The 18,738-nt window shown below is 41.3% G+C and carries 22 protein-coding genes; all 22 read right to left on the bottom strand.

Translation table 11 applies throughout. The features are described from left to right. Positions 1 to 27: 27 nt before the first annotated feature. Complete coding sequence (gene fliE, locus MKZ03_RS07590; RefSeq protein WP_007499609.1) at positions 28 to 345, bottom strand: flagellar hook-basal body complex protein FliE; 318 nt, start codon at positions 343 to 345, stop codon at positions 28 to 30. An 11-nt stretch (positions 346 to 356) separates the two neighbouring features. After that, positions 357 to 809, bottom strand: a complete 453-nt coding sequence (gene flgC, locus MKZ03_RS07585) for a flagellar basal body rod protein FlgC (protein WP_012009953.1) — start codon at positions 807 to 809, stop codon at positions 357 to 359. After that, complete coding sequence (gene flgB / locus MKZ03_RS07580; protein WP_034623641.1) at positions 809 to 1,198, bottom strand: flagellar basal body rod protein FlgB; 390 nt, start codon at positions 1,196 to 1,198, stop codon at positions 809 to 811. The genes flgC and flgB overlap by 1 nt, the downstream gene beginning before the upstream one ends. Positions 1,199 to 1,484: 286 nt before the next feature. Continuing rightward, positions 1,485 to 2,264 carry a GTP-sensing pleiotropic transcriptional regulator CodY gene (gene codY, locus MKZ03_RS07575; RefSeq protein ID WP_034662375.1) on the bottom strand — a complete coding sequence of 260 codons (780 nt, stop codon included), beginning with the start codon at positions 2,262 to 2,264 and terminating at the stop codon, positions 1,485 to 1,487. 34 nt (positions 2,265 to 2,298) lie between these two features. Beyond that, positions 2,299 to 3,699, bottom strand: coding sequence for an HslU--HslV peptidase ATPase subunit (gene hslU / locus MKZ03_RS07570; protein ID WP_095285167.1), 1,401 nt, complete (start codon positions 3,697 to 3,699; stop codon positions 2,299 to 2,301). Positions 3,700 to 3,715: 16 nt separating this feature from the next. Next, on the bottom strand, positions 3,716 to 4,261 hold the full coding sequence (gene hslV, locus MKZ03_RS07565; RefSeq protein ID WP_003211247.1) for an ATP-dependent protease subunit HslV: 546 nt from the start codon (positions 4,259 to 4,261) through the stop codon (positions 3,716 to 3,718). A gap of 14 nt (positions 4,262 to 4,275) precedes the next feature. Then, on the bottom strand, positions 4,276 to 5,193 hold the full coding sequence (gene xerC, locus MKZ03_RS07560; RefSeq protein ID WP_060596252.1) for a tyrosine recombinase XerC: 918 nt from the start codon (positions 5,191 to 5,193) through the stop codon (positions 4,276 to 4,278). A 62-nt stretch (positions 5,194 to 5,255) separates the two neighbouring features. Further along, a complete protein-coding gene (trmFO, locus tag MKZ03_RS07555) occupies positions 5,256 to 6,560 on the bottom strand; it encodes an FADH(2)-oxidizing methylenetetrahydrofolate--tRNA-(uracil(54)-C(5))-methyltransferase TrmFO (RefSeq protein WP_034662383.1) in 1,305 nt (434 codons plus the stop codon). 70 nt (positions 6,561 to 6,630) lie between these two features. Continuing rightward, positions 6,631 to 8,706, bottom strand: coding sequence for a type I DNA topoisomerase (gene topA, locus MKZ03_RS07550; protein ID WP_060596250.1), 2,076 nt, complete (start codon positions 8,704 to 8,706; stop codon positions 6,631 to 6,633). A 193-nt stretch (positions 8,707 to 8,899) separates the two neighbouring features. Beyond that, positions 8,900 to 9,802, bottom strand: a complete 903-nt coding sequence (gene dprA, locus MKZ03_RS07545) for a DNA-processing protein DprA (RefSeq protein WP_341031448.1) — start codon at positions 9,800 to 9,802, stop codon at positions 8,900 to 8,902. 63 nt (positions 9,803 to 9,865) lie between these two features. After that, positions 9,866 to 10,768 (bottom strand): succinate--CoA ligase subunit alpha, encoded by a 903-nt coding sequence (sucD, locus tag MKZ03_RS07540; RefSeq protein WP_003212080.1) that lies wholly within the window; start codon positions 10,766 to 10,768, stop codon positions 9,866 to 9,868. Positions 10,769 to 10,790: 22 nt separating this feature from the next. After that, a complete protein-coding gene (gene sucC, locus MKZ03_RS07535; protein ID WP_012009945.1) occupies positions 10,791 to 11,951 on the bottom strand; it encodes an ADP-forming succinate--CoA ligase subunit beta in 1,161 nt (386 codons plus the stop codon). Between the two features lie 176 nt (positions 11,952 to 12,127). Then, the gene (locus tag MKZ03_RS07530; protein WP_003211418.1) at positions 12,128 to 12,403 is read right to left on the bottom strand and encodes a FlhB-like flagellar biosynthesis protein; all 276 of its coding nucleotides are present in this window, start codon (positions 12,401 to 12,403) and stop codon (positions 12,128 to 12,130) included. Then, positions 12,400 to 14,139, bottom strand: a complete 1,740-nt coding sequence (locus MKZ03_RS07525; protein ID WP_341031445.1) for a glycosyltransferase — start codon at positions 14,137 to 14,139, stop codon at positions 12,400 to 12,402. Before MKZ03_RS07525 ends, MKZ03_RS07530 begins: the two co-directional genes overlap by 4 nt. A gap of 26 nt (positions 14,140 to 14,165) precedes the next feature. Beyond that, on the bottom strand, positions 14,166 to 14,930 hold the full coding sequence (locus MKZ03_RS07520) for a ribonuclease HII (protein ID WP_341031444.1): 765 nt from the start codon (positions 14,928 to 14,930) through the stop codon (positions 14,166 to 14,168). Between the two features lie 76 nt (positions 14,931 to 15,006). Further along, positions 15,007 to 15,855 carry a ribosome biogenesis GTPase YlqF gene (gene ylqF / locus MKZ03_RS07515; protein ID WP_034662400.1) on the bottom strand — a complete coding sequence of 283 codons (849 nt, stop codon included), beginning with the start codon at positions 15,853 to 15,855 and terminating at the stop codon, positions 15,007 to 15,009. 88 nt (positions 15,856 to 15,943) lie between these two features. Next, entirely contained in the window at positions 15,944 to 16,291 is a 348-nt protein-coding gene (gene rplS, locus MKZ03_RS07510; RefSeq protein ID WP_008354510.1) for a 50S ribosomal protein L19, read from the bottom strand. 137 nt (positions 16,292 to 16,428) lie between these two features. After that, positions 16,429 to 17,163 carry a tRNA (guanosine(37)-N1)-methyltransferase TrmD gene (gene trmD, locus MKZ03_RS07505; protein ID WP_034662403.1) on the bottom strand — a complete coding sequence of 245 codons (735 nt, stop codon included), beginning with the start codon at positions 17,161 to 17,163 and terminating at the stop codon, positions 16,429 to 16,431. Then, entirely contained in the window at positions 17,160 to 17,684 is a 525-nt protein-coding gene (rimM, locus tag MKZ03_RS07500; RefSeq protein WP_034662405.1) for a ribosome maturation factor RimM, read from the bottom strand. The genes trmD and rimM overlap by 4 nt, the downstream gene beginning before the upstream one ends. Positions 17,685 to 17,692: 8 nt before the next feature. Continuing rightward, a complete protein-coding gene (locus MKZ03_RS07495) occupies positions 17,693 to 18,079 on the bottom strand; it encodes a YlqD family protein (protein WP_307499611.1) in 387 nt (128 codons plus the stop codon). Positions 18,080 to 18,182: 103 nt separating this feature from the next. Then, positions 18,183 to 18,428: a KH domain-containing protein gene (locus MKZ03_RS07490; RefSeq protein ID WP_012009937.1), complete on the bottom strand. Its 246-nt coding sequence runs from the start codon at positions 18,426 to 18,428 to the stop codon at positions 18,183 to 18,185. Further along, a complete protein-coding gene (gene rpsP / locus MKZ03_RS07485; protein ID WP_003212139.1) occupies positions 18,428 to 18,700 on the bottom strand; it encodes a 30S ribosomal protein S16 in 273 nt (90 codons plus the stop codon). The genes MKZ03_RS07490 and rpsP overlap by 1 nt, the downstream gene beginning before the upstream one ends. Positions 18,701 to 18,738 lie beyond the last annotated feature (38 nt).

Here is an 18,738-nt window from a genome sequence, read left to right as displayed (position 1 = left end):
CAGTCTTTTTTTGTCCGTCAGCACCTCCTACATCTGCATTCTCATAATCTCTTGGTACGCTTCGACTGCTTTATTTCGAAACTCCGTTGCAGCTGTGAGTGTCACACTCGCTTTTTGCGAGGCAATCATGACTTCATCGAGATTGACATCTTTTCCTTGTGCAAGAGCATTTGTATACTGGTCTGATTTCAGCTGTGATTGATTTAATGCCTCAATGGAATTTTTCAGCACATCAGAGAAATTCGTTTGACTTTTAGGTGCAGCCGCCTGAACGGACGATGCATTTGTCAATTCACTTGCTTGCTGAGCGGTTTGAAGCTGGAAAGGAGATATTGCGTTAACCAATTCTTTTCACCTTACTTTCCTATTTCTAAAGCTTTCATCAACATACTTTTATTCGCATTTAGTGCGGTCACGTTTGCTTCATATGACCTTGAGCTGCTGATGAGGTCAACCATTTCCTTTAATGGATCAACATTAGGTGTTTGAACATATCCATTTTCATTGGCATCGGGATTTGTAGGATCATATTGAAGGTTGAATGGAGTTTCGTCTTCTGTAATCTTCGTTGCTTTCACGCCGTTTCCTAATTTGCCGCTCGAATTCATGCTTGAGTTCAATATAGATGAAAACGATTCACCTGACGGCTGTAATGTGACGAGCTTACGTCTATAAGGCTCCCAGTTGCCATCAACCTGTTTCGCTCTTGTTGTATCCATATTTGCAAGGTTAGAGGATACAACGTCCATTCTGAGCCTCTGAGCTGTTAATGCTGAGGCCGAAGCGTTAACGCCTGAAAAAATTGACATCACTTACCTCCTGTCAAAACTGTTTTAAGAGAATTGAATTTTCCACTCATTCTTTCAACCAACGCATTATACTGAATTTGGTTTTTAGCGAGTTCACTCATCTCTTGATCAATATCGACATTATTTCCGTTTTCTTGATATGAAGTACGGTTGCTCGAAACAACTGAATAATTAGACCCTGTTTTAGAAAAATCAATGTGTCCTTGGTATGTTTTTTTAGCATCCAGCTTGATCGACGCATCGTTTAGCATATCATGAAATGTGACGTTTTTCGACTTGTAGTTCGGTGTGTCTATATTCGCGATATTATTGCTTATGACTTTTTGCTTAACATTCGCTCTGCCCAAGGCATTCTCAAGGTTGCTTATCGTTCCAGAAAATATATCCAAAACCATATACCTCCAATCATATGTATTTCATTCCATTTAATCATGTCGAGATTTGTAAAACCATATGTTCATTGTAAGAAATAATAGGATTAAAGTCTATGATGTATATGTAAAAAAAACTCGTAATATATATCTATTTTACGAATAGGTACAAAGACCTAGATTTAAAGAACTAAGAATTGTAAGGGTTTTCTTGGAAAAAAGAGTGTCATTTTTCGGACAAATCCTCTTTTTTATAAAAAAAAAACCCTTTTCAGCTTGTATTTTGGCTGAAAAGGGGTTTTGATTAATGAGATTTTAAATTTTCAAGTTCGATTAAAAATTTGTTGTTTAACACTTTGATATACGTTCCCTTCATTCCAAGAGAACGAGATTCGATGACGCCTGCACTTTCTAACTTACGTAAGGCGTTCACGATCACTGAACGAGTGATTCCTACACGGTCAGCAATTTTACTTGCCACAAGGAGCCCTTCGTTGCCATCAAGTTCTTCAAAGATGTGCTCAATGGCTTCAAGCTCACTATATGAAAGAGAACTAATCGCCATTTGAACAACCGCTTTACTTCTTGCTTCTTCTTCGATTTCTTCTCCTTTTTCACGAAGGATCTCCATTCCAACAACTGTTGCTCCGTACTCAGCAAGTATTAAATCATCATCAGTGAATGTATCTTGCAAACGAGACAGGATTAACGTTCCTAAACGATCTCCTCCTCCGATAATTGGGACAATTGTTGTCAAACCTGATTCGAATAAATCACGGTTCTCAATTGGGAAAGCTGTATACTCACTGTTAATGTCAAGGTTTGAAGATGTTTCAGGGATGTTGAATAGACTCTTTGTATATTCTTCAGGGAACTGACGGTCTTCAAGCATTTTCTTCATACGCGGATTTTCAATCTGCTGGTTGATCGAGTAGCCTAGAAGCTTCCCTCTTCTACTCAACACAAAAATGTTTGAATCAATGACATCTCTCAGTGTTTCCGCCATTTCTTTAAAATTAACTGGTTTCCCTGCTGAATCTTGCAGCATTGAGTTAATAATCCTTGTTTTTTGTAGTAACGCCATTTTAATGATCCTCCTAGATTACTTTATTCATTTGTTAAAGTATAAATTGACTTAAATCTTTGTTATTTGCAATCTTTCCTAGCTTCTCTTCTACATACTGAGGGGTAATGGTCACTGTCTCCAGTGTAATATCAGGCGCCTCAAATGAAAGCTCTTCAAGCAGCTTTTCAAGTATGGTATGAAGCCTTCTTGCACCGATGTTATCTGTCTCCTGATTGACATGATAAGCCACTTCGGCAATCTTATGAATAGCATCGTCAGAAAATTCAAGAGATATACCTTCTGTTTCAAGTAAAGCTTTATATTGCTTTAATAATGCGTTATCTGGTTCCGTTAAGATTTTCACAAAGTCTTCGATATTTAATTTATCTAATTCTACACGGATTGGGAAGCGCCCTTGAAGCTCTGGAATCAAATCTGATGGTTTCGCCATATGAAATGCACCTGCTGCTACAAAAAGCACATGGTCTGTTTTCACTGCCCCATATTTCGTCATCACAGTTGAACCTTCTACAATCGGTAAAATATCACGTTGAACCCCTTCACGAGAAACATCTGCAGATGATGCACCACCGCTTTTGGCGATTTTGTCGATCTCGTCGATAAAAATAATTCCTTGCTGTTCTGCTTTATAGACGGCTTCTTGACTGACTTCATCCATGTCAATCAGTTTTGAAGCTTCCTCAGCAGTTAACGCCTTTCTTGCTTCTCTGACGGTCAGCTTTCTGCGTTTTTTCTTTTTAGGCATGAGATTGCCGAGCGCATCCTGCATGTTCATGCCCATTTGCTCCATACCCGAGCCCTGAAGCATATCAAACATGGATGGCTGCTGCTCTTCCACTTCGATCGTGACGTAATGATCTTCAAGTTCGCCCATAGCCAGCTGATGAGTGATTCGCTTTCTTGTCGATTCAAGTTCAACTTCTTCACTTGATTGATCTCGATCACGGTCATCTTCATCAGAACCGCCAAACAGCATCTCAAAAGGATTTTTCACAGACTGGCTTTTTTTCTTGCCAGGAACAAGTAAATGAACAAGACGTTTATTTGCTTGTTTTTCTGCTTCTTCTTGAACGTCTTTCATCTTTTCTTCTTTGACAATTCTGATCGCTGTCTCAACTAGATCTCTGACCATCGATTCTACATCACGGCCGACATAACCAACTTCAGTAAACTTCGTCGCTTCCACTTTAATAAAAGGCGCACCAGAAATTTTTGCAATTCTGCGGGCAATCTCTGTTTTCCCCACACCTGTTGGGCCGATCATTAAAATATTTTTCGGAACGACTTCATCCTTTAGCTTATCATGTAAAAGGCTTCTTCTGTAACGGTTTCTTAAAGCCACCGCCACTGCTTTTTTCGCATCAAGCTGACCAATAATATATTGATCAAGCTTTTCAACTATCTCTCTTGGGGTGAACGGCTTTTTCTCCATACGTCTCATGTCCTTTCTATTCAAGCTCTTCTAAAGTGATTTGATCGTTCGTGTAGACACAGATTTCTCCGGCGGTTTCAAGAGCAGCCTTTGCAATATCTCTCGCTGTGAGGTGATCACCTGCATGTGTTTTGAGTGCTCTCCCGGCGCTAAGCGCATAATTGCCGCCTGAGCCGATGGCCAAAATACCGTCATCTGGTTCGATGACCTCTCCTGTCCCAGAGACAAGCAGAATGCTGTCTTTGTTCATAACGATCAGCATGGCCTCAAGCTGTCTGAGCATCTTGTCACTTCGCCATTCTTTCGCTAGTTCTACAGCTGCCCGCTTTAAGTTACCACCATATTCTTCAAGCTTCGTTTCAAACTTTTCAAAGAGTGTAAATGCATCTGCTACTGAACCTGCAAAACCTGCAAGCACCTTGCCTCCGAAAAGACGGCGCACTTTTTTTGCCGTGTGTTTCATCACGACAGCCTGCCCGAAAGTGACTTGACCGTCTCCAGCCATCGCACTTTTTCCTTTATGTTGAACGGCAAAGATGGTTGTTGCATGAAATGATGACATGAAAAAACCTCCTTTTAGGATCGTTTAAAAGCCCTTGGGTGATGAGACATGTATGTTTTCCTTAAAGAATCTTTTGATACATGCGTGTACACCTGAGTTGATGATAAATTCGAATGACCGAGAAGTTCTTGAACACTTCTCAAATCTGCCCCCTCATTTAAGAGGTGTGTGGCAAAGGTGTGCCTTAACATGTGAGGATGGATATGTAGTGTGCCTGACGCCTTTTTCATTAATTCAGTGAGAATGAATCGAACGCCTCTGTCTGTAAGAGGCGCCCCGCGCTGATTCAAAAACACATATGCATCAGCACGATCATTCCCCTTAGCTTTCAGCTTCTGCCTTCCATCCTCTAAATAAGTGATGAGCGCTTCATGAGCATATGAACCGAAAGGAACATACCGCTGCTTGCTGCCTTTCCCATGAACAAGCACTGTATCCAACGATAAATCAAGATCAGATTCTTTTAATGAACATAACTCACTGACCCTCATACCTGTTGCATAAAGAAGTTCTAAAATCGCTTGGTTTCTTTGCCCAAGCGGTGTGCTGACATCAGAAACTGTAAAAAGCTCTTTGAGTTCCTCTTCATACAAAAATGAAGGAATTCGCTTATCCTGCTTTGGTAAGCTAACGAGTAAAAAAGGATTTTCTTTCACAAGCTGTTCTCTTAATAGAAATTTATAAAAGCTGCGAAGCGCAGAGACTTTCTTACTAATCGTTCTTCTTGTCAGGCCTTTTTCATAAGCTTCTGTTAAATAAATTCTCGTATCTTGATAGGATACCTCTTCAAAACCGTCTATTCCTTGAATGTTCATAAATCTGACAAACTCTTCAATCGCTTCTGTATATCCTGAGATTGTTAAAGCAGAATAGTTTTTTTCAATTTGCAGATATTCAATGAATAAGTGGACAAGACGCTGTTTATTCGTCATTTTTACACCTCTTTAAGGCTTTTAAATGGTATCACATATCTTGCTTTCCGTGCAATGTTTTACTACAGAGATTTCGAAATAGTTTGAATAGTTTCGATTGCGCGCTTAGCGTACTCTGCATAACGCTCTTGTTTGTTTTTAATCCGAACACCAAGATCTTTCAGCAAGCCAAAGTTCGCATTCATCGGCTGGAAGCTTTTCTTGTTTGTCGATGTGATGTAATAAGCCATGCTGCCGATCGCGGTTTCCTCCGGAAGTGTCACAAGCTCTTCTCCTTTGACAAAACGAGCGGCGTTAATTCCAGCCACTAGTCCGGAAGCTGCGGACTCGACATAGCCTTCAACGCCTGTCATTTGTCCGGCAAAGAATAGATCCTCTCTATTTTTAAACTGATACGTTGGTTTTAAAAGACTTGGTGAGTTAATAAATGTATTGCGGTGCATTACGCCGTATCGAACGATTTCTGCTTCTTCAAGACCTGGAATCAAGCGGAATACTTCCTTTTGGTCGCCCCACTTCAGATGTGTCTGGAAGCCGACGATGTTATATAAAGTACCTGCTGCATCATCTTGTCTTAATTGAACAACAGCGTAAGGTCTTTTTCCTGTTTTCGGATCTTCAAGTCCTACTGGCTTCATCGGACCAAACAGCATCGTTTTCTTTCCTCTTTTCGCCATGACTTCAATTGGCATACAGCCTTCAAAGAAGATTTCTTTTTCGAACTCTTTTAATGGCACAGTTTCAGCAGAAATGAGCGCCTCATAAAAACGATCGAATTCCTCTTCTGTCATTGGACAGTTTAAATAAGCGGCTTCTCCTTTGTCATAGCGTGATTTCAAGTACACCTTATCCATATCAATGCTATCTTTCTCTAGAATAGGTGCCGCTGCATCGTAGAAGTACAGATACTCTTCACCCGTTAACGATTTTAATTCTTTTGAAAGTGCTTCAGATGTAAGCGGGCCCGTTGCAATAATTGTCGGACCTTCAGGAATGCTTTGCACTTCTTCTTGAAAAACCGTCACATTCGGATGATTTTTCACGCGATCGGTAACGTTTGCTGCAAATTCATGACGATCTACTGCAAGCGCTCCGCCAGCAGGGACTGAGCTTTCGTCTGCTGCTGCGATAATCGCTGAATCTAAATGACGCATTTCTTCCTTTAATACACCGACCGCATTCGTCAAAGCGTTGGCACGCAGTGAATTGCTGCATACAAGCTCTGCAAATTTATCTGTATGGTGAGCTGGCGTTTGTTTGACAGGTCTCATTTCATACAAGTTGACTTTAATTCCGCGTTTGGCAATTTGCCATGCCGCTTCACTTCCGGCTAAACCTGCTCCGATCACATTTACAAATTGACTCATTGTACAACTCTCCTATTTCGTAAGTTCTGTTTGATGACATAAAAAAGCAGGTGAACAAGGCTGTTCACCGCTATTTTTGTTGTTCCTCTTTATAATCACAGTTCACACATTGAACTTGAATGCCTTTTTTCAGCTTTTTCTCTACAAGCATATTTTCGCATTTTGGACACTTTCTTTCAATTGGTTTGTCCCAAGAGACGAATTCACACTCTGGAAAACGATCACAGCCATAAAAAATGCGGCGCTTCTTAGATTTTCGTTCAACAATGTTTCCTTCATGACAAGTCGGGCATTTCACACCAATATCTTTGACAATTGGTTTTGTGTTACGGCAGTCAGGAAAGTTAGAGCAAGCCATGAACTTACCGTATCGACCCATTTTGTACACCATCGGATGTCCGCACTCTTCACAGTCGACTCCGGCGTATTCAGGCTCAATCTCAACTTCTTGCATCTCTGCTTCTGCTTTTTCTACCCGTTTTGCAAAGTCTTGATAGAAGCTGTCGATAATGCGAACCCATTCGATCGTACCTTCTTCAACGCTATCAAGTTCTTTTTCCATTTTCGCTGTGAATTCCACGTTAATGATTTCAGGGAAGAATTCAATGATTAAGTTAAGAACAATTTCCCCAAGCTCTGTTGGGATAAACCGTTTATTATCAAGTGCGACATAGCCGCGCTTTTGAATCGTATCTAATGTTGGTGCGTACGTAGACGGACGGCCTATACCCAGCTCTTCAAGTGTTTTGACAAGTCTTGCCTCAGTGTAGCGCGGAGGCGGCTGCGTGAAGTGCTGTTCAGGTTCGATATCTTTTGAAAGAACCGTATCACCTTCTTTAAGATCAGGCAGCATTTTGTCCTTTTCTTCTAGCTGGTCGTCTTTCCCTTCTACATATACCTTCATGAATCCAGGGAATTTCACTTTGCTCCCGTTAGCACGGAATGTAAGCCCGTTATTGTCAAGGTCTACACTCATTGTATCAAGAACAGCCGGCGCCATTTGGCTTGCCACGAATCGTTCCCAAATCAATTTATACAGACGCAGCTGATCTCGGCTTAAGACATGTTTGACATCTGCTGGTTTTCTTAGCGTAGAAGTCGGCCTGATGGCTTCGTGAGCATCTTGTGCATTTTCATTCTTTTTAGCGGTTCGTTTTGTTGTATTTAAGAAATTCTTACCGTACGTCTGATCAATAAAAGCAGATACTTCTTCAATCGCCGTATTGGAAATACGTGTTGAGTCCGTTCTCATATATGTAATGAGTCCGACTGTACCTTCTTTACCAAGATCGATTCCTTCATATAATTGCTGTGCAATCATCATCGTCTTTTTCGCACGGAAGTTTAATTTTCTTGCAGCCTCCTGCTGTAAAGTAGATGTTGTAAACGGAACAGCTGGGTTGCGTTTACGCTCTTTTTTCGTCACTTTCTCTACAGAGAATTTGCTCCCTTTTAGTTTCGAAAGGATTTCTTTTACATCTTCTTTTGTTTTCAGTGGGTGCTTTTTGCCATTGACGCCAAAGAAGCTCGCTTCGAAGCTTTCTTTTCCTTTTAGGAATGTACCGTCAATTGTCCAGTATTCTTCTGGTTTAAATTCATTAATTTCATTCTCGCGATCAATAATCAGGCGGAGTGCAACTGATTGAACACGACCGGCACTTAAGCCCTTTTTCACTTTCTTCCATAAAATCGGACTGATTTTATACCCGACGAGACGATCTAAGATCCGTCTTGCCTGCTGTGCATCAACTAAATCCATGTTGATCATACGTGGATGCTTAAAGGAATCTTTAATGGCATCTTTTGTAATCTCATTAAAGACAACGCGGCAGTCAGAAGAGAGGTCAAGGTCAAGGCTATGCGCTAAATGCCAAGCAATCGCTTCTCCCTCTCTATCGGGGTCAGCTGCGAGATAGACTTTCTTTGCTTTTTTCGCAGCTGTTTTTAATTCTTTTAAAACGGGGCCTTTCCCGCGAATCGTAATATATCTCGGTTCGAAGTCATGCTCAGTGTCAACACCAAGCTGACTTTTCGGTAAATCCCTTATGTGCCCCATTGAAGCCTTTACTTTATACTTTTTACCTAAATAACGCTCAATCGTTTTCGCCTTGGCTGGCGACTCAACGATGACTAAATAATCAGCCATACTCAAAATCCCCCTTAAGAGGTGTTCTCTCTTTATACATTTCACAATTCATATTTATGTTAATTGCACTTATCTAACAGGCAATCATTAAAAATTCTTTATGATGAACATCATTATAAACACGAAAAACAAAGTGTAAACTTAAATCCTCACTATTATTAAATATTCCTATGTCTTTTGTCAAACGATATTTTTATGAGAGTTCAGTATATTGAACGCTGCGGAAGGAGAATTCCTCTAAAATATCCTTCGTTGAATGAACAAGCTTTGCTCCCTGCTGTATAAGTCTGGCTGGACCTGTGGAATTAGGATCAAAGATAGATCCTGCAACCGCAAATACCTCTTTGCCTTGCTCAAGTGCTTGATACGCTGTAATGAGCGAACCGCTCTTTTCTTTGCACTGAATCACGATGGTTCCACTTGTCAGCGCACTAATTAAACGATTCCTCATTGGGAAATGCCACTTTTCTGGTTTGACATAAGGCGGATGCTCGGATAAAAGCAAATGATGCTCTCCCATGTATTGAGCCATTTGCACATGTTCCTTTGGGTATAAGTGCTGAAATCCGCCTGCTATAATACCGATGGTTTTCCCTTTATTCCTAATGCATTCTTTATGTGCAAGTCCATCGATTCCTTTTGCTAAGCCACTGACAATCGTCCAATCTTCCTTTACAAGCTCACCAACAATTTTCTTCACACATGTTTCTCCATAAGACGATGGAACTCGTGTGCCTACTACACCTAAACTTTTTTCTTCATTTAAATATGATATGTTTCCTTTTAGGAATAACACAGGGGGAGGATCATAAATATGTTTTAGTGTGCTGGGATATAAGGGTGATGTGATGGGTATCATGTGAATGTTTTGCTTTAAATAGGCTTGAACGATGTGTTGAAAAATGGGGAATTCCTTTTCTTCGGCTTGTTTTAAGCGGGTAAAGTCGATCGTTTGTAATGATCGATCCTGTTTGAAATGTTGTGTTTCTTCATTTATATATAGCTCAGGATCGACTTTCCACCATTTTGTTAACAAAGAGGGTGAGATGAGGCCTTTTAAGCGGTGAAAAATCATTCTTTCGGACACGTTGTACATACCATTCCTCCAGTTTAAGATAGAAAGAAGAAGACTTGTCAAAGAACAAGTCTTCTTGTGTCATTAATGCGTTTTACAAGCTTCGAAGAGATTCTTCTCTTTTAACACTTTAATCAATGTTTCTCCCATGACAGATGGTGTCTCTGCCACTTCAATTCCACATTCACGCATTGTTTTTACTTTTTCATCAGCTGTTCCTTTACCACCAGAAATAATGGCACCAGCATGTCCCATGCGTTTTCCTGGAGGCGCCGTTTTACCGCCAATAAAGCCAACGACTGGCTTTGTCATATTTGCTTTTACCCATTCAGCTGCTTCTTCTTCAGCCGTACCGCCGATTTCACCGATCATAATCACAGCATGTGTATCAGGGTCTTCATTGAATGCTTTTAATACATCAATAAAGTTCGTCCCATTGACAGGGTCTCCGCCGATTCCTACAGCTGTCGATTGACCAACGCCAGCTTCTGAAAGCTGATGTACCGCTTCATATGTAAGCGTTCCAGAACGAGAAACAACACCCACATGACCTTTTTTATGAATGTAGCCAGGCATGATCCCAATCTTACATTCTTCAGGTGTAATGACACCTGGGCAGTTAGGGCCAACAAGTCTTGTCTTTTTCCCTTCCATATACCGTTTCACTTTGACCATGTCAAGCACTGGAATATGTTCTGTGATACAAATGACTAGATCGACTTCTGCATCAACAGCCTCTAAAATGGCATCTGCTGCAAATGGTGCTGGTACATAGATAACAGAAGCATTTGCTCCAGTTGTTTGAACAGCTTCAGATACAGTATTAAATACAGGAACTCCTTCTACTTCAGTTCCACCTTTTCCAGGTGTGACACCGCCAACAATATTTGTTCCGTACTCAATCATTTGTTTTGTATGGAACAATGCGGTTGAACCGGTAATCCCCTGAACAATTACTCTCGTATTTTTATTAATAAATACACTCATTTAGGTTCCCTGCCTTTCTGCTCTACTTGACTAAAGATACAATCTTTTCTGCCCCGTCAGCCATAGACTCAGCAGAAGTGATATTTAAGCCTGAATCACTCAGGATTTTCTTCCCTAATTCAACGTTTGTTCCTTCAAGACGTACAACGAGTGGTAATGTTAAGCCGACTTGTTTCGTCGCTTCAACGACACCTTCTGCAATGACATCACATTTCATGATACCGCCAAAAATGTTCACGAAAATCCCTTTTACATTTTGATCAGATAAGATGATTTTAAATGCTTCCGTTACTTTTTCAGCTGTTGCACCGCCCCCAACATCCAGGAAGTTTGCAGGGTCCCCGCCGTAATGCTTGATGATATCCATTGTAGACATCGCAAGACCTGCACCATTGACCATACAGCCAATATTTCCATCTAGAGAAATGTAGCTTAGATCATATTTAGATGCTTCAATTTCTTTTGGATCCTCTTCATCAAGGTCACGGTATTCTAATATATCTTTTTGTCTATATAAAGCATTGCTATCAAAGTTTAATTTCGCATCAAGTGCCATGACTTTTCCATCGCCTGTTACAACAAGTGGATTAATCTCAGCAATTGAACAATCTTTTTCAATAAACGCATTGTAAAGACTTGTCATAAACTTAACAGCTTGGCCAACTAATTTTGTTGGAATATTAATTTTAAACGCTACTTCTCTTGCCTGATAGCCTTGCAAGCCAATCGCTGGGTCGATGACCACTTTGACGATTTTCTCTGGCGTTTTTTCTGCTACTTCTTCAATTTCAGTACCGCCTTCTTCAGAAGCCATCAACACAATTCTTGATGTCGCTCTGTCCAAAACAAGTCCAACGTAGTACTCCTTTTGAATATCGCAGCCTTCTTCAATAAGTAAGCGTTTTATTTCGCGCCCTTCAGGCCCAGTTTGATGTGTGACAAGTGTTTTACCGAGCAATTCCTCTGCAAACCCTTTCACTTCATCTTTTGTTTTTGCAATTTTTACCCCGCCTGCTTTACCACGGCCGCCTGCATGAATCTGTGCTTTTACGACATATACAGAGCTTTCTAGCTCTTCTGATGCTTTCACTGCTTCATCAGGTGTAAATGCTACTTTACCATTTGGAACTGAAACCCCATATTTTCTTAGGATTTCTTTTCCTTGGTACTCATGGATATTCATTTCCCATCCTCCCAACATATGTAGAAACAAAAATTATAAAATAGACTGCGCTTTCATTTTAAAGAATAAAAAAGAGAATGTCTAGGGTTCTATGTAAAATCGTAAAATCCTTCTAAACATTCAAACTTTTATTTTATTAAAAATATAAATTTTTCAGCCAAATCACTTATTTTTCCTTATTTTTTCATTTTTTGATCTAATCTATAGATAAACGAAAATATTTCTGCTACAGTATCGTATAACGCTTCAGGGATCTCCTCATCCAGCGTTAAGTGGCGCATGAGTTCGACTAAATTACGGTCTTCTTGGATAGGAACTCCCGACTTTTTTGCTTCTTCAATGATATGGTCTGCCACATAGCCGCTCCCTGTTGCGACGACTTTTGGCGCCTTTTGTTTTTCTTCATCATAATGTAGAGCGACCGCCCTTCTAAGCGGTTTTGAATCCTTCATACTCGTAAGTCCAGCCCTTTCTCGCTGATTTTATGAAAGTGTTCATCTAGAAAGTGAGACGGATCTACTGGCTCTTGTCTCTTCTTTGCTGTAATTCCCGTTAAACTGTATCCTAAGGCATTTAAATTCTCCCGAACAGCTGGAATCATCGGATTAATGGTTCCTTGAAGTTCATGACCGGTTTCAACTGTAATTGCCATGACCTTTTGCTGAATCGTACAGTCGATTAATGTCTCTTCGAGGTTTTCCATGTTTAAGTAAAACATGAGACGGCACTGAGAAATATCAATAGAGCCATCTTTTTTCTTATGTCCTTTTAGAATAAAGGTTAAATCTTGAACACTATGTTTTGAAAAGAGCGGATAAGAGACCATCATTTGGCTGATGGTTTGGTTCTCCTGCTGCACAAATAACTGCCCGTTCAATCTATGAAACAATTGATCGACTTCTTTTTTTACGGGCTCTGGTAAATCAGCCTGCCTCACATCATTTAAGACGAGCTTTAATTGGTGAAACTCCTGACTTTTTACATCCTGGCTGCCTTTTTCGAGTAGTTTCAGCATACCGATTTCATCTCGTACACCTATTGCCTTTTTCATCGTCATGAGTAAATCGAGCACATCGGTTTTATTGCTTAATGCGGGTTCCGTCTGCTGCACCACCTGAGCCAATGCTTTCGCCTCTGTTTTTGACAGGAACGGAAATTCTTTTTGAAGCACGGATGCTTTTGCGTCAGGCTGAGATCCTGCCTGCTGAAGCCCTTGCAGCAATGACGTGAGCTGTTTTAAGCTAGGCTCTTGCTGCCCGTCTGCACCTTGCTTCGTCAAACTTGCCATTATCCGCTCAATTTGCTGAAGCGGGATTTGCAGCTCTTTTGGACTTGTTGACTGCTGCACGTTAGTTTGAAGAACTTGGGTCGTCTGACGCTCTTGAGCGATTGGAGCTTGGCTATTTTCTTTGGGCTGAGACAGATTGGGCTGAGGCGTTACAGGTAGTAGACTGCCTCCTTGCTTCGCCGCCCCTTCTCTCGCTGCTAGAAGGACCGATAAGAGCTTTTCTGCATGGACGGTCGTCTCAGCATCTATGACTGATCGAATGGCTTGTGTAAGGGCCTGTGTGGCGTCTGAGTGCTTCGGGAGCTGTGTTAATCGTTCTAGCAACGCTGTCATATCCTGATGAAGAGCAGAGGATGATTTCACGGCTAAAATTGATTGAAGCACTCCTTCCTGGATCGGCAAGTCTTTCTTTAAAGCAAATAGGAGTGCCTGAAGACCTTTTTTCACATCAGCTCCTTGAAGCTGTTCGATCCACTTCACTGCCGTTTTTAACTCTGCTTCGTTGATAACGGATTTTTCTTTTAAAAAAGCTGTGGCTGTTAGGATGTTTTCAAGTCCGTTTTTAAGTGAGAGACCTTCTAATAGTTTGGCAGCTGCATCCTTTAATGTCTTAGGGTCTTGATCAAATTGCTGTACTGGCCTTAGTTTATTGAGGCTGTCTCCACCCTCTTGTTCAAATTGGAACCAATAAAATGCGTCTGCTTTGAGCTGAGCCGCTAGCTGTGCTTTTATTTTTGTTGAGCCTATTTGAACAAGGGCTGTATCATCTCCAAGCATTTTCAGTACTTTACCGAGGATCAGCCGATGCACATTTTCCTTTCCTTCGGTGTTTAATGGAACAGATTCTGCCGCACTTAACCGGCTATTCAGTGCTGTATGTATGTCCTCAACTCTTGTCATCACAGGCAGCCTCCTTGGTCAAAAATTTATGATATAACGGATTTCACTGGCGCAAACGATAATCGATGGATTGGGACAGCTCCATGTGTTTGAATGGCAGCCAGATGCTCTTTTGTTCCGTACCCTTTATGTTTTTCAAATTGATACTCAGGGTACTTACGCCCGTATTCTTCCATCATCTGATCCCTTGTCACCTTTGCAATACATGCACCTGCTGCGATGGACGCACTTTTTGCATCTCCTTTGATGATATTCTCCTGGTGAATAGGAAGCGGGAGCGTCATGGCATCTATGAGTAGATAATCAGGTGTATGAGTTAACTGCTCCACAGCTCTCACCATCGCCAGTCTTGATGCCTCGTAAATATTGATTTCATCAATCGTAGCCGCATCAACAATGCCGATTCCGATATCAAGTGCTTCTTTTTGGATCAGGTCATAATACGCCAATCTTTTTTTCTCAGATAATTGCTTTGAGTCGTTTAAACCGAGCAGGACTGTATCTTCCTTTAATATGACAGCTGCTGCGACAACGGGGCCTGCCAGCGGTCCTCTTCCTGCTTCATCTATTCCAGCAATACATGTGTATCCCTGCGCCTTAGCTTTGTTTTCAAATTTCAGCATTTCATTCCATGCTGCACGAAGTTGCTGCTGCTTTTCTCTCTCTTTGTGCCACTTCTCTATCAGTTTTTGGACACTTTTTCTCGTATCATCTTTTACAAGCTCACGAATGTATGACTCGTCTTGCGAATGCTTTTCTATCAGTTCTTTTATTTGTTTCACCGTGTACATCAGCTTTTCGTCAGCCTCCTTCTTTATATCGGCAGTTTTCCGCAAAAAATAAAGACCCGCATGAGCTGCGTGTCTTTTAGCTTTCGGGCTTCTCAAAAGTGAGGGGACCAAATTTTTCTGTTCGAATATCCCGAATAATGATTTCGGTGGTTTTGTCGTAATTAATAAATCCACCGCTCATGAGACAGCCGCGCTTTGTACCTATTGCATCAAACAGCTCAACCGTATCTTCAGGGATCTCCGCCAGGTCATAGCGTTTTTTTAATCGCTCTGGATAGTTCTCTTCTAGAAAGCGAAGTCCATACACAGCGACATCCTGTAAGTTGATGATAGAATCTTTGATCGCTCCAGTCACCGCTAGCCTGAGTCCTACTTGCTCATCTTCAAACTTAGGCCAGAGGATTCCAGGTGTATCAAGCAGTTCAAGTTCTTTCCCTACCTTCACCCATTGCTGTGAGGTGGTAATACCAGGCCGGTCTCCTGTTTTGGCAATGTTCTTTTTTGCTAAACGATTGATTAAGGTCGATTTCCCGACGTTGGGAATCCCGATAATCAGCGCCCGGATTGCACGCGGTTTGACACCTTTTGCTTTCATGCGGTCGAATTTTTCTTTTAAGATTTCTTTTGAAGTTGTGATGATCTGATTTAACCCTTGTCCATCGACAGAGTTAATGGCAAGTGACCGAACGCCTTGCTGCTCAAAGTGCGCCTGCCACTCCTTTGTCATACGAGGATCGGCTTTATCTGCTTTGTTTAATAGCATGATCTTGGGTTTGTTCTGAAGGATTTCTTCGATCATTGGGTTTCTAGAGGACATCGGAATTCTAGCATCGGTTAATTCAAATACGATGTCGATGAGCTTTAATTTTTCTGTGACTTCACGTCTTGCTTTTGCCATATGGCCTGGAAACCATTGAATCGTCATATGTGCACCTTCTCTTCTATCGATTATCTCTATACATTGTACAAAAAAAGAGCCTGTTACAGGTAACAAGCTCTTTCCTTTGATATCATTATCGTCTGATTTCTTTGATACGAGCCGCTTTACCGCGAAGTTCACGTAGGTAGTAAAGTTTCGCACGACGTACCTTACCGTGACGTACAACTTCGATCTTAGCGATTTTTGGTGTGTGTACAGGGAATGTACGCTCAACGCCTACACCGTAAGAAATCTTACGAACTGTGAAAGTTTCGCTGATTCCACCACCACGACGCTTAATTACAACACCTTCAAAGATCTGGATACGCTCACGAGTACCCTCGACAACTTTAACGTGTACACGTAAAGTGTCACCAGGACGGAACGCAGGAAGATCAGTGCGTAATTGTTCTTTTGTGATTTCTTCAATCAAATGTTGCATCGTTTTCAACTCCTTCCAACAGATGCTCATGTCCTCTTTCTTCATTGCAGCGGAACATCGTTTTCAAACTTGAATCGGCAAGCCGTCCAAGTCACAAGTAGTATCATACCATACCTCTATGCAGTGTGCAATACAATCTAGTCATTATGAAGCTGCCAAAGCCATCTTTTTTCTTCATCTGTTAACGTTTTGCATGAATCGATCAAATCTGGCCGTCTTGTATAGGTTCTCTTCAAGGATTCTTTGCGCCGCCACTCTTCAATTTTTGCATGATTTCCAGAGAGGAGCACATCCGGCACTTTTAGTCCTTTATAATCGGCAGGTCTTGTATAGTGCGGGTGCTCTAGCAGACCTGTACTAAATGAATCTTCAATGTGAGACGCTTCTTTTCCAAGCACATGAGGCAAAAGCCTGACCACACTGTCTGCAATCATCATCGCTGGCAGTTCTCCGCCTGTGAGAACGAAATCCCCAATTGAGATTTCATCTGTGACAAGATGCTCCCTGATGCGCTCATCGTAGCCTTCATAATGGCCGCAAATGAACATAAGGTGTTCTTCTTTTGCAAGTTCCTCTGCCTTCTTTTGTGTATATCTTTCCCCTTGAGGACAGACAAGAATGACTCGGGGCTTCTTGCTTGCTTTCTTCGTCAAATCTTCTACCGCATCGAATACGGGCTGTGCTTTCAGTACCATACCAGCACCGCCGCCATACGGATAGTCATCCACTGTTTTATGCTTATGATCCGAGTACTCTCTAAAATTGACAACATTGAATGAGACAGCTTCTTTCTCCTGTGCCTTTTTTAAGATCGATGAGTGAAGCACACCTTCGAACATTTCAGGAAAAAGCGTTAAAAAGTCGATTTTCATTCGTCAATGAGTCCTTCCATCACTTCAATGTGTACGGTTTTGGATGAGATATCGATCTTTTTGACAACAGATGGGATATAAGGAATCAGGGCATCTTTTTTGCCTTTTCTTCCAACCACCCAGACATCATTTGCCCCTGGTGTTAAAATCTCTTTGATTTGGCCGACAAGCTGATCTTCTTCATCGTATACTTCACAGCCAATGATTTGATGGAAATAAAATTCTCCTTCGCCCAAAGAACCGAGATGTTCTTTTTCTACTTTTAAAATCGATTCTTTCAACTGCTCTGCTTCATTTAAGGAGCTAATTTCTTCAAATGTGAGCAAATCAAACTGTTTATGCTGCCTATGTGATGCGACAGTGACTTTCAGCGGCTCCCCTTGACCTTGCTTAAAAATATAGAGGAGGCTTCCTTTTTTGTAACGCTCTTCTGGGAAATCTGTCTTTGACACGACGCGTACTTCTCCGCGCACTCCGTGTGTATTGACAATCTTTCCAACATTCAACCATTCTCGTTCCATGTTCTCAATCACCCCTGACGTATTTCCACAATGGTGCCGTCTTTCACGACGATGACATTATCTTGCATCTTGTCATCCCATTTATCACCTATTTTCACTTCAACCAGCGCATCCACTTCTGTCTCTTTCATTTCACTTCCAAGCGGCAAAATATGCAGCTGCTCTACTTGAAAATCAATTTGCCGGATCTTCTCCTGCCGTTTATCGATGGCTTTTTGAAATTGAGGGATGGCTTCTTGCTGATGTGGTTCTTTTTCATGTTTTCTCAGTTGAAAATATAGTTGATTGCATTCACGTTCTAGTCTTTCTTTTTTCTCCAAAAAAGTCGTTAACAGTTTGTCCTTACTGCTTTCAGTTAATACTTGCATGACGGTGACATGTTGAATGATCTGCATCTTCCTTTTTGTCCCCCTATCCGAAGGCATTTGTCCTCTACAGTATAACGAAAAATAGATTTAAACGTGTAAAAAAAGGGGAGGTCCTAAGCCCTCTCCCTTTTTAGTCAGCAATCTCAAGTTGAACTTTCTTAGAAGACTCTGCACTTGCTGCAAACATGACTGTTCGTATCGCTTTTGCTGTACGTCCCTGCTTTCCGATCACTTTTCCGGTATCTTCAGCATTGACAGACAGTGTGTAAATCACTTGCTCATCTTTTTCTAATGAAGATACGTGAATATCTTCAGGGAAATCAACAAGTGGCTCGACGATGGACACAATCAATTCTTCCAAGGACAGCTCATTCATTATTTGCTGTTTTTCGCATTATGAAATTTTTCAAGAATTCCTTGGCTTGAGAAAAGGTTGCGAACTGTATCAGATGGTTTCGCACCATTTTGAAGCCATTTAAGCGCTAATTCTTCGTTGATTTTCACCTCAGCTGGTGATAACACTGGATTGTATGTTCCAACTGTTTCGATGAAACGACCGTCACGTGGTGAACGAGAATCTGCTACAACAATACGATAGAAAGGAGATCTTTTTGATCCCATACGTTTTAAACGAATTTTTACTGCCATTTTACTAGCACCTCCGAAAATATTTCAACAAGATAGTA

The organism is Bacillus sp. FSL R5-0431, assembly GCF_038002985.1.
Taxonomy (GTDB): domain Bacteria; phylum Bacillota; class Bacilli; order Bacillales; family Bacillaceae; genus Bacillus.
This window is presented reverse-complemented; position numbering and strand designations above follow the sequence as displayed.

Bases quoted from the DNA above. Each gene is read 5' to 3' on its own strand.
- flgC (WP_012009953.1), bottom strand. From the start codon at position 809: ATGTCAATTTTTTCAGGCGTTAACGCTTCGGCCTCAGCATTAACAGCT.
- codY (WP_034662375.1), bottom strand. From the start codon at position 2,264: ATGGCGTTACTACAAAAAACAAGGATTATTAACTCAATGCTGCAAGAT.
- hslU (WP_095285167.1), bottom strand. From the start codon at position 3,699: ATGGAGAAAAAGCCGTTCACCCCAAGAGAGATAGTTGAAAAGCTTGAT.
- hslV (WP_003211247.1), bottom strand. From the start codon at position 4,261: ATGTCATCATTTCATGCAACAACCATCTTTGCCGTTCAACATAAAGGA.
- xerC (WP_060596252.1), bottom strand. From the start codon at position 5,193: ATGACGAATAAACAGCGTCTTGTCCACTTATTCATTGAATATCTGCAA.
- trmFO (WP_034662383.1), bottom strand. From the start codon at position 6,560: ATGAGTCAATTTGTAAATGTGATCGGAGCAGGTTTAGCCGGAAGTGAA.
- topA (WP_060596250.1), bottom strand. From the start codon at position 8,706: ATGGCTGATTATTTAGTCATCGTTGAGTCGCCAGCCAAGGCGAAAACG.
- dprA (WP_341031448.1), bottom strand. From the start codon at position 9,802: ATGTACAACGTGTCCGAAAGAATGATTTTTCACCGCTTAAAAGGCCTC.
- sucD (WP_003212080.1), bottom strand. From the start codon at position 10,768: ATGAGTGTATTTATTAATAAAAATACGAGAGTAATTGTTCAGGGGATT.
- sucC (WP_012009945.1), bottom strand. From the start codon at position 11,951: ATGAATATCCATGAGTACCAAGGAAAAGAAATCCTAAGAAAATATGGG.
- MKZ03_RS07530 (WP_003211418.1), bottom strand. From the start codon at position 12,403: ATGAAGGATTCAAAACCGCTTAGAAGGGCGGTCGCTCTACATTATGAT.
- MKZ03_RS07525 (WP_341031445.1), bottom strand. From the start codon at position 14,139: ATGACAAGAGTTGAGGACATACATACAGCACTGAATAGCCGGTTAAGT.
- MKZ03_RS07520 (WP_341031444.1), bottom strand. From the start codon at position 14,930: ATGTACACGGTGAAACAAATAAAAGAACTGATAGAAAAGCATTCGCAA.
- ylqF (WP_034662400.1), bottom strand. From the start codon at position 15,855: ATGACGATTCAATGGTTTCCAGGCCATATGGCAAAAGCAAGACGTGAA.
- rplS (WP_008354510.1), bottom strand. From the start codon at position 16,291: ATGCAACATTTGATTGAAGAAATCACAAAAGAACAATTACGCACTGAT.
- trmD (WP_034662403.1), bottom strand. From the start codon at position 17,163: ATGAAAATCGACTTTTTAACGCTTTTTCCTGAAATGTTCGAAGGTGTG.
- rimM (WP_034662405.1), bottom strand. From the start codon at position 17,684: ATGGAACGAGAATGGTTGAATGTTGGAAAGATTGTCAATACACACGGA.
- MKZ03_RS07495 (WP_307499611.1), bottom strand. From the start codon at position 18,079: ATGCAGATCATTCAACATGTCACCGTCATGCAAGTATTAACTGAAAGC.
- MKZ03_RS07490 (WP_012009937.1), bottom strand. From the start codon at position 18,428: ATGAATGAGCTGTCCTTGGAAGAATTGATTGTGTCCATCGTCGAGCCA.
- rpsP (WP_003212139.1), bottom strand. From the start codon at position 18,700: ATGGCAGTAAAAATTCGTTTAAAACGTATGGGATCAAAAAGATCTCCT.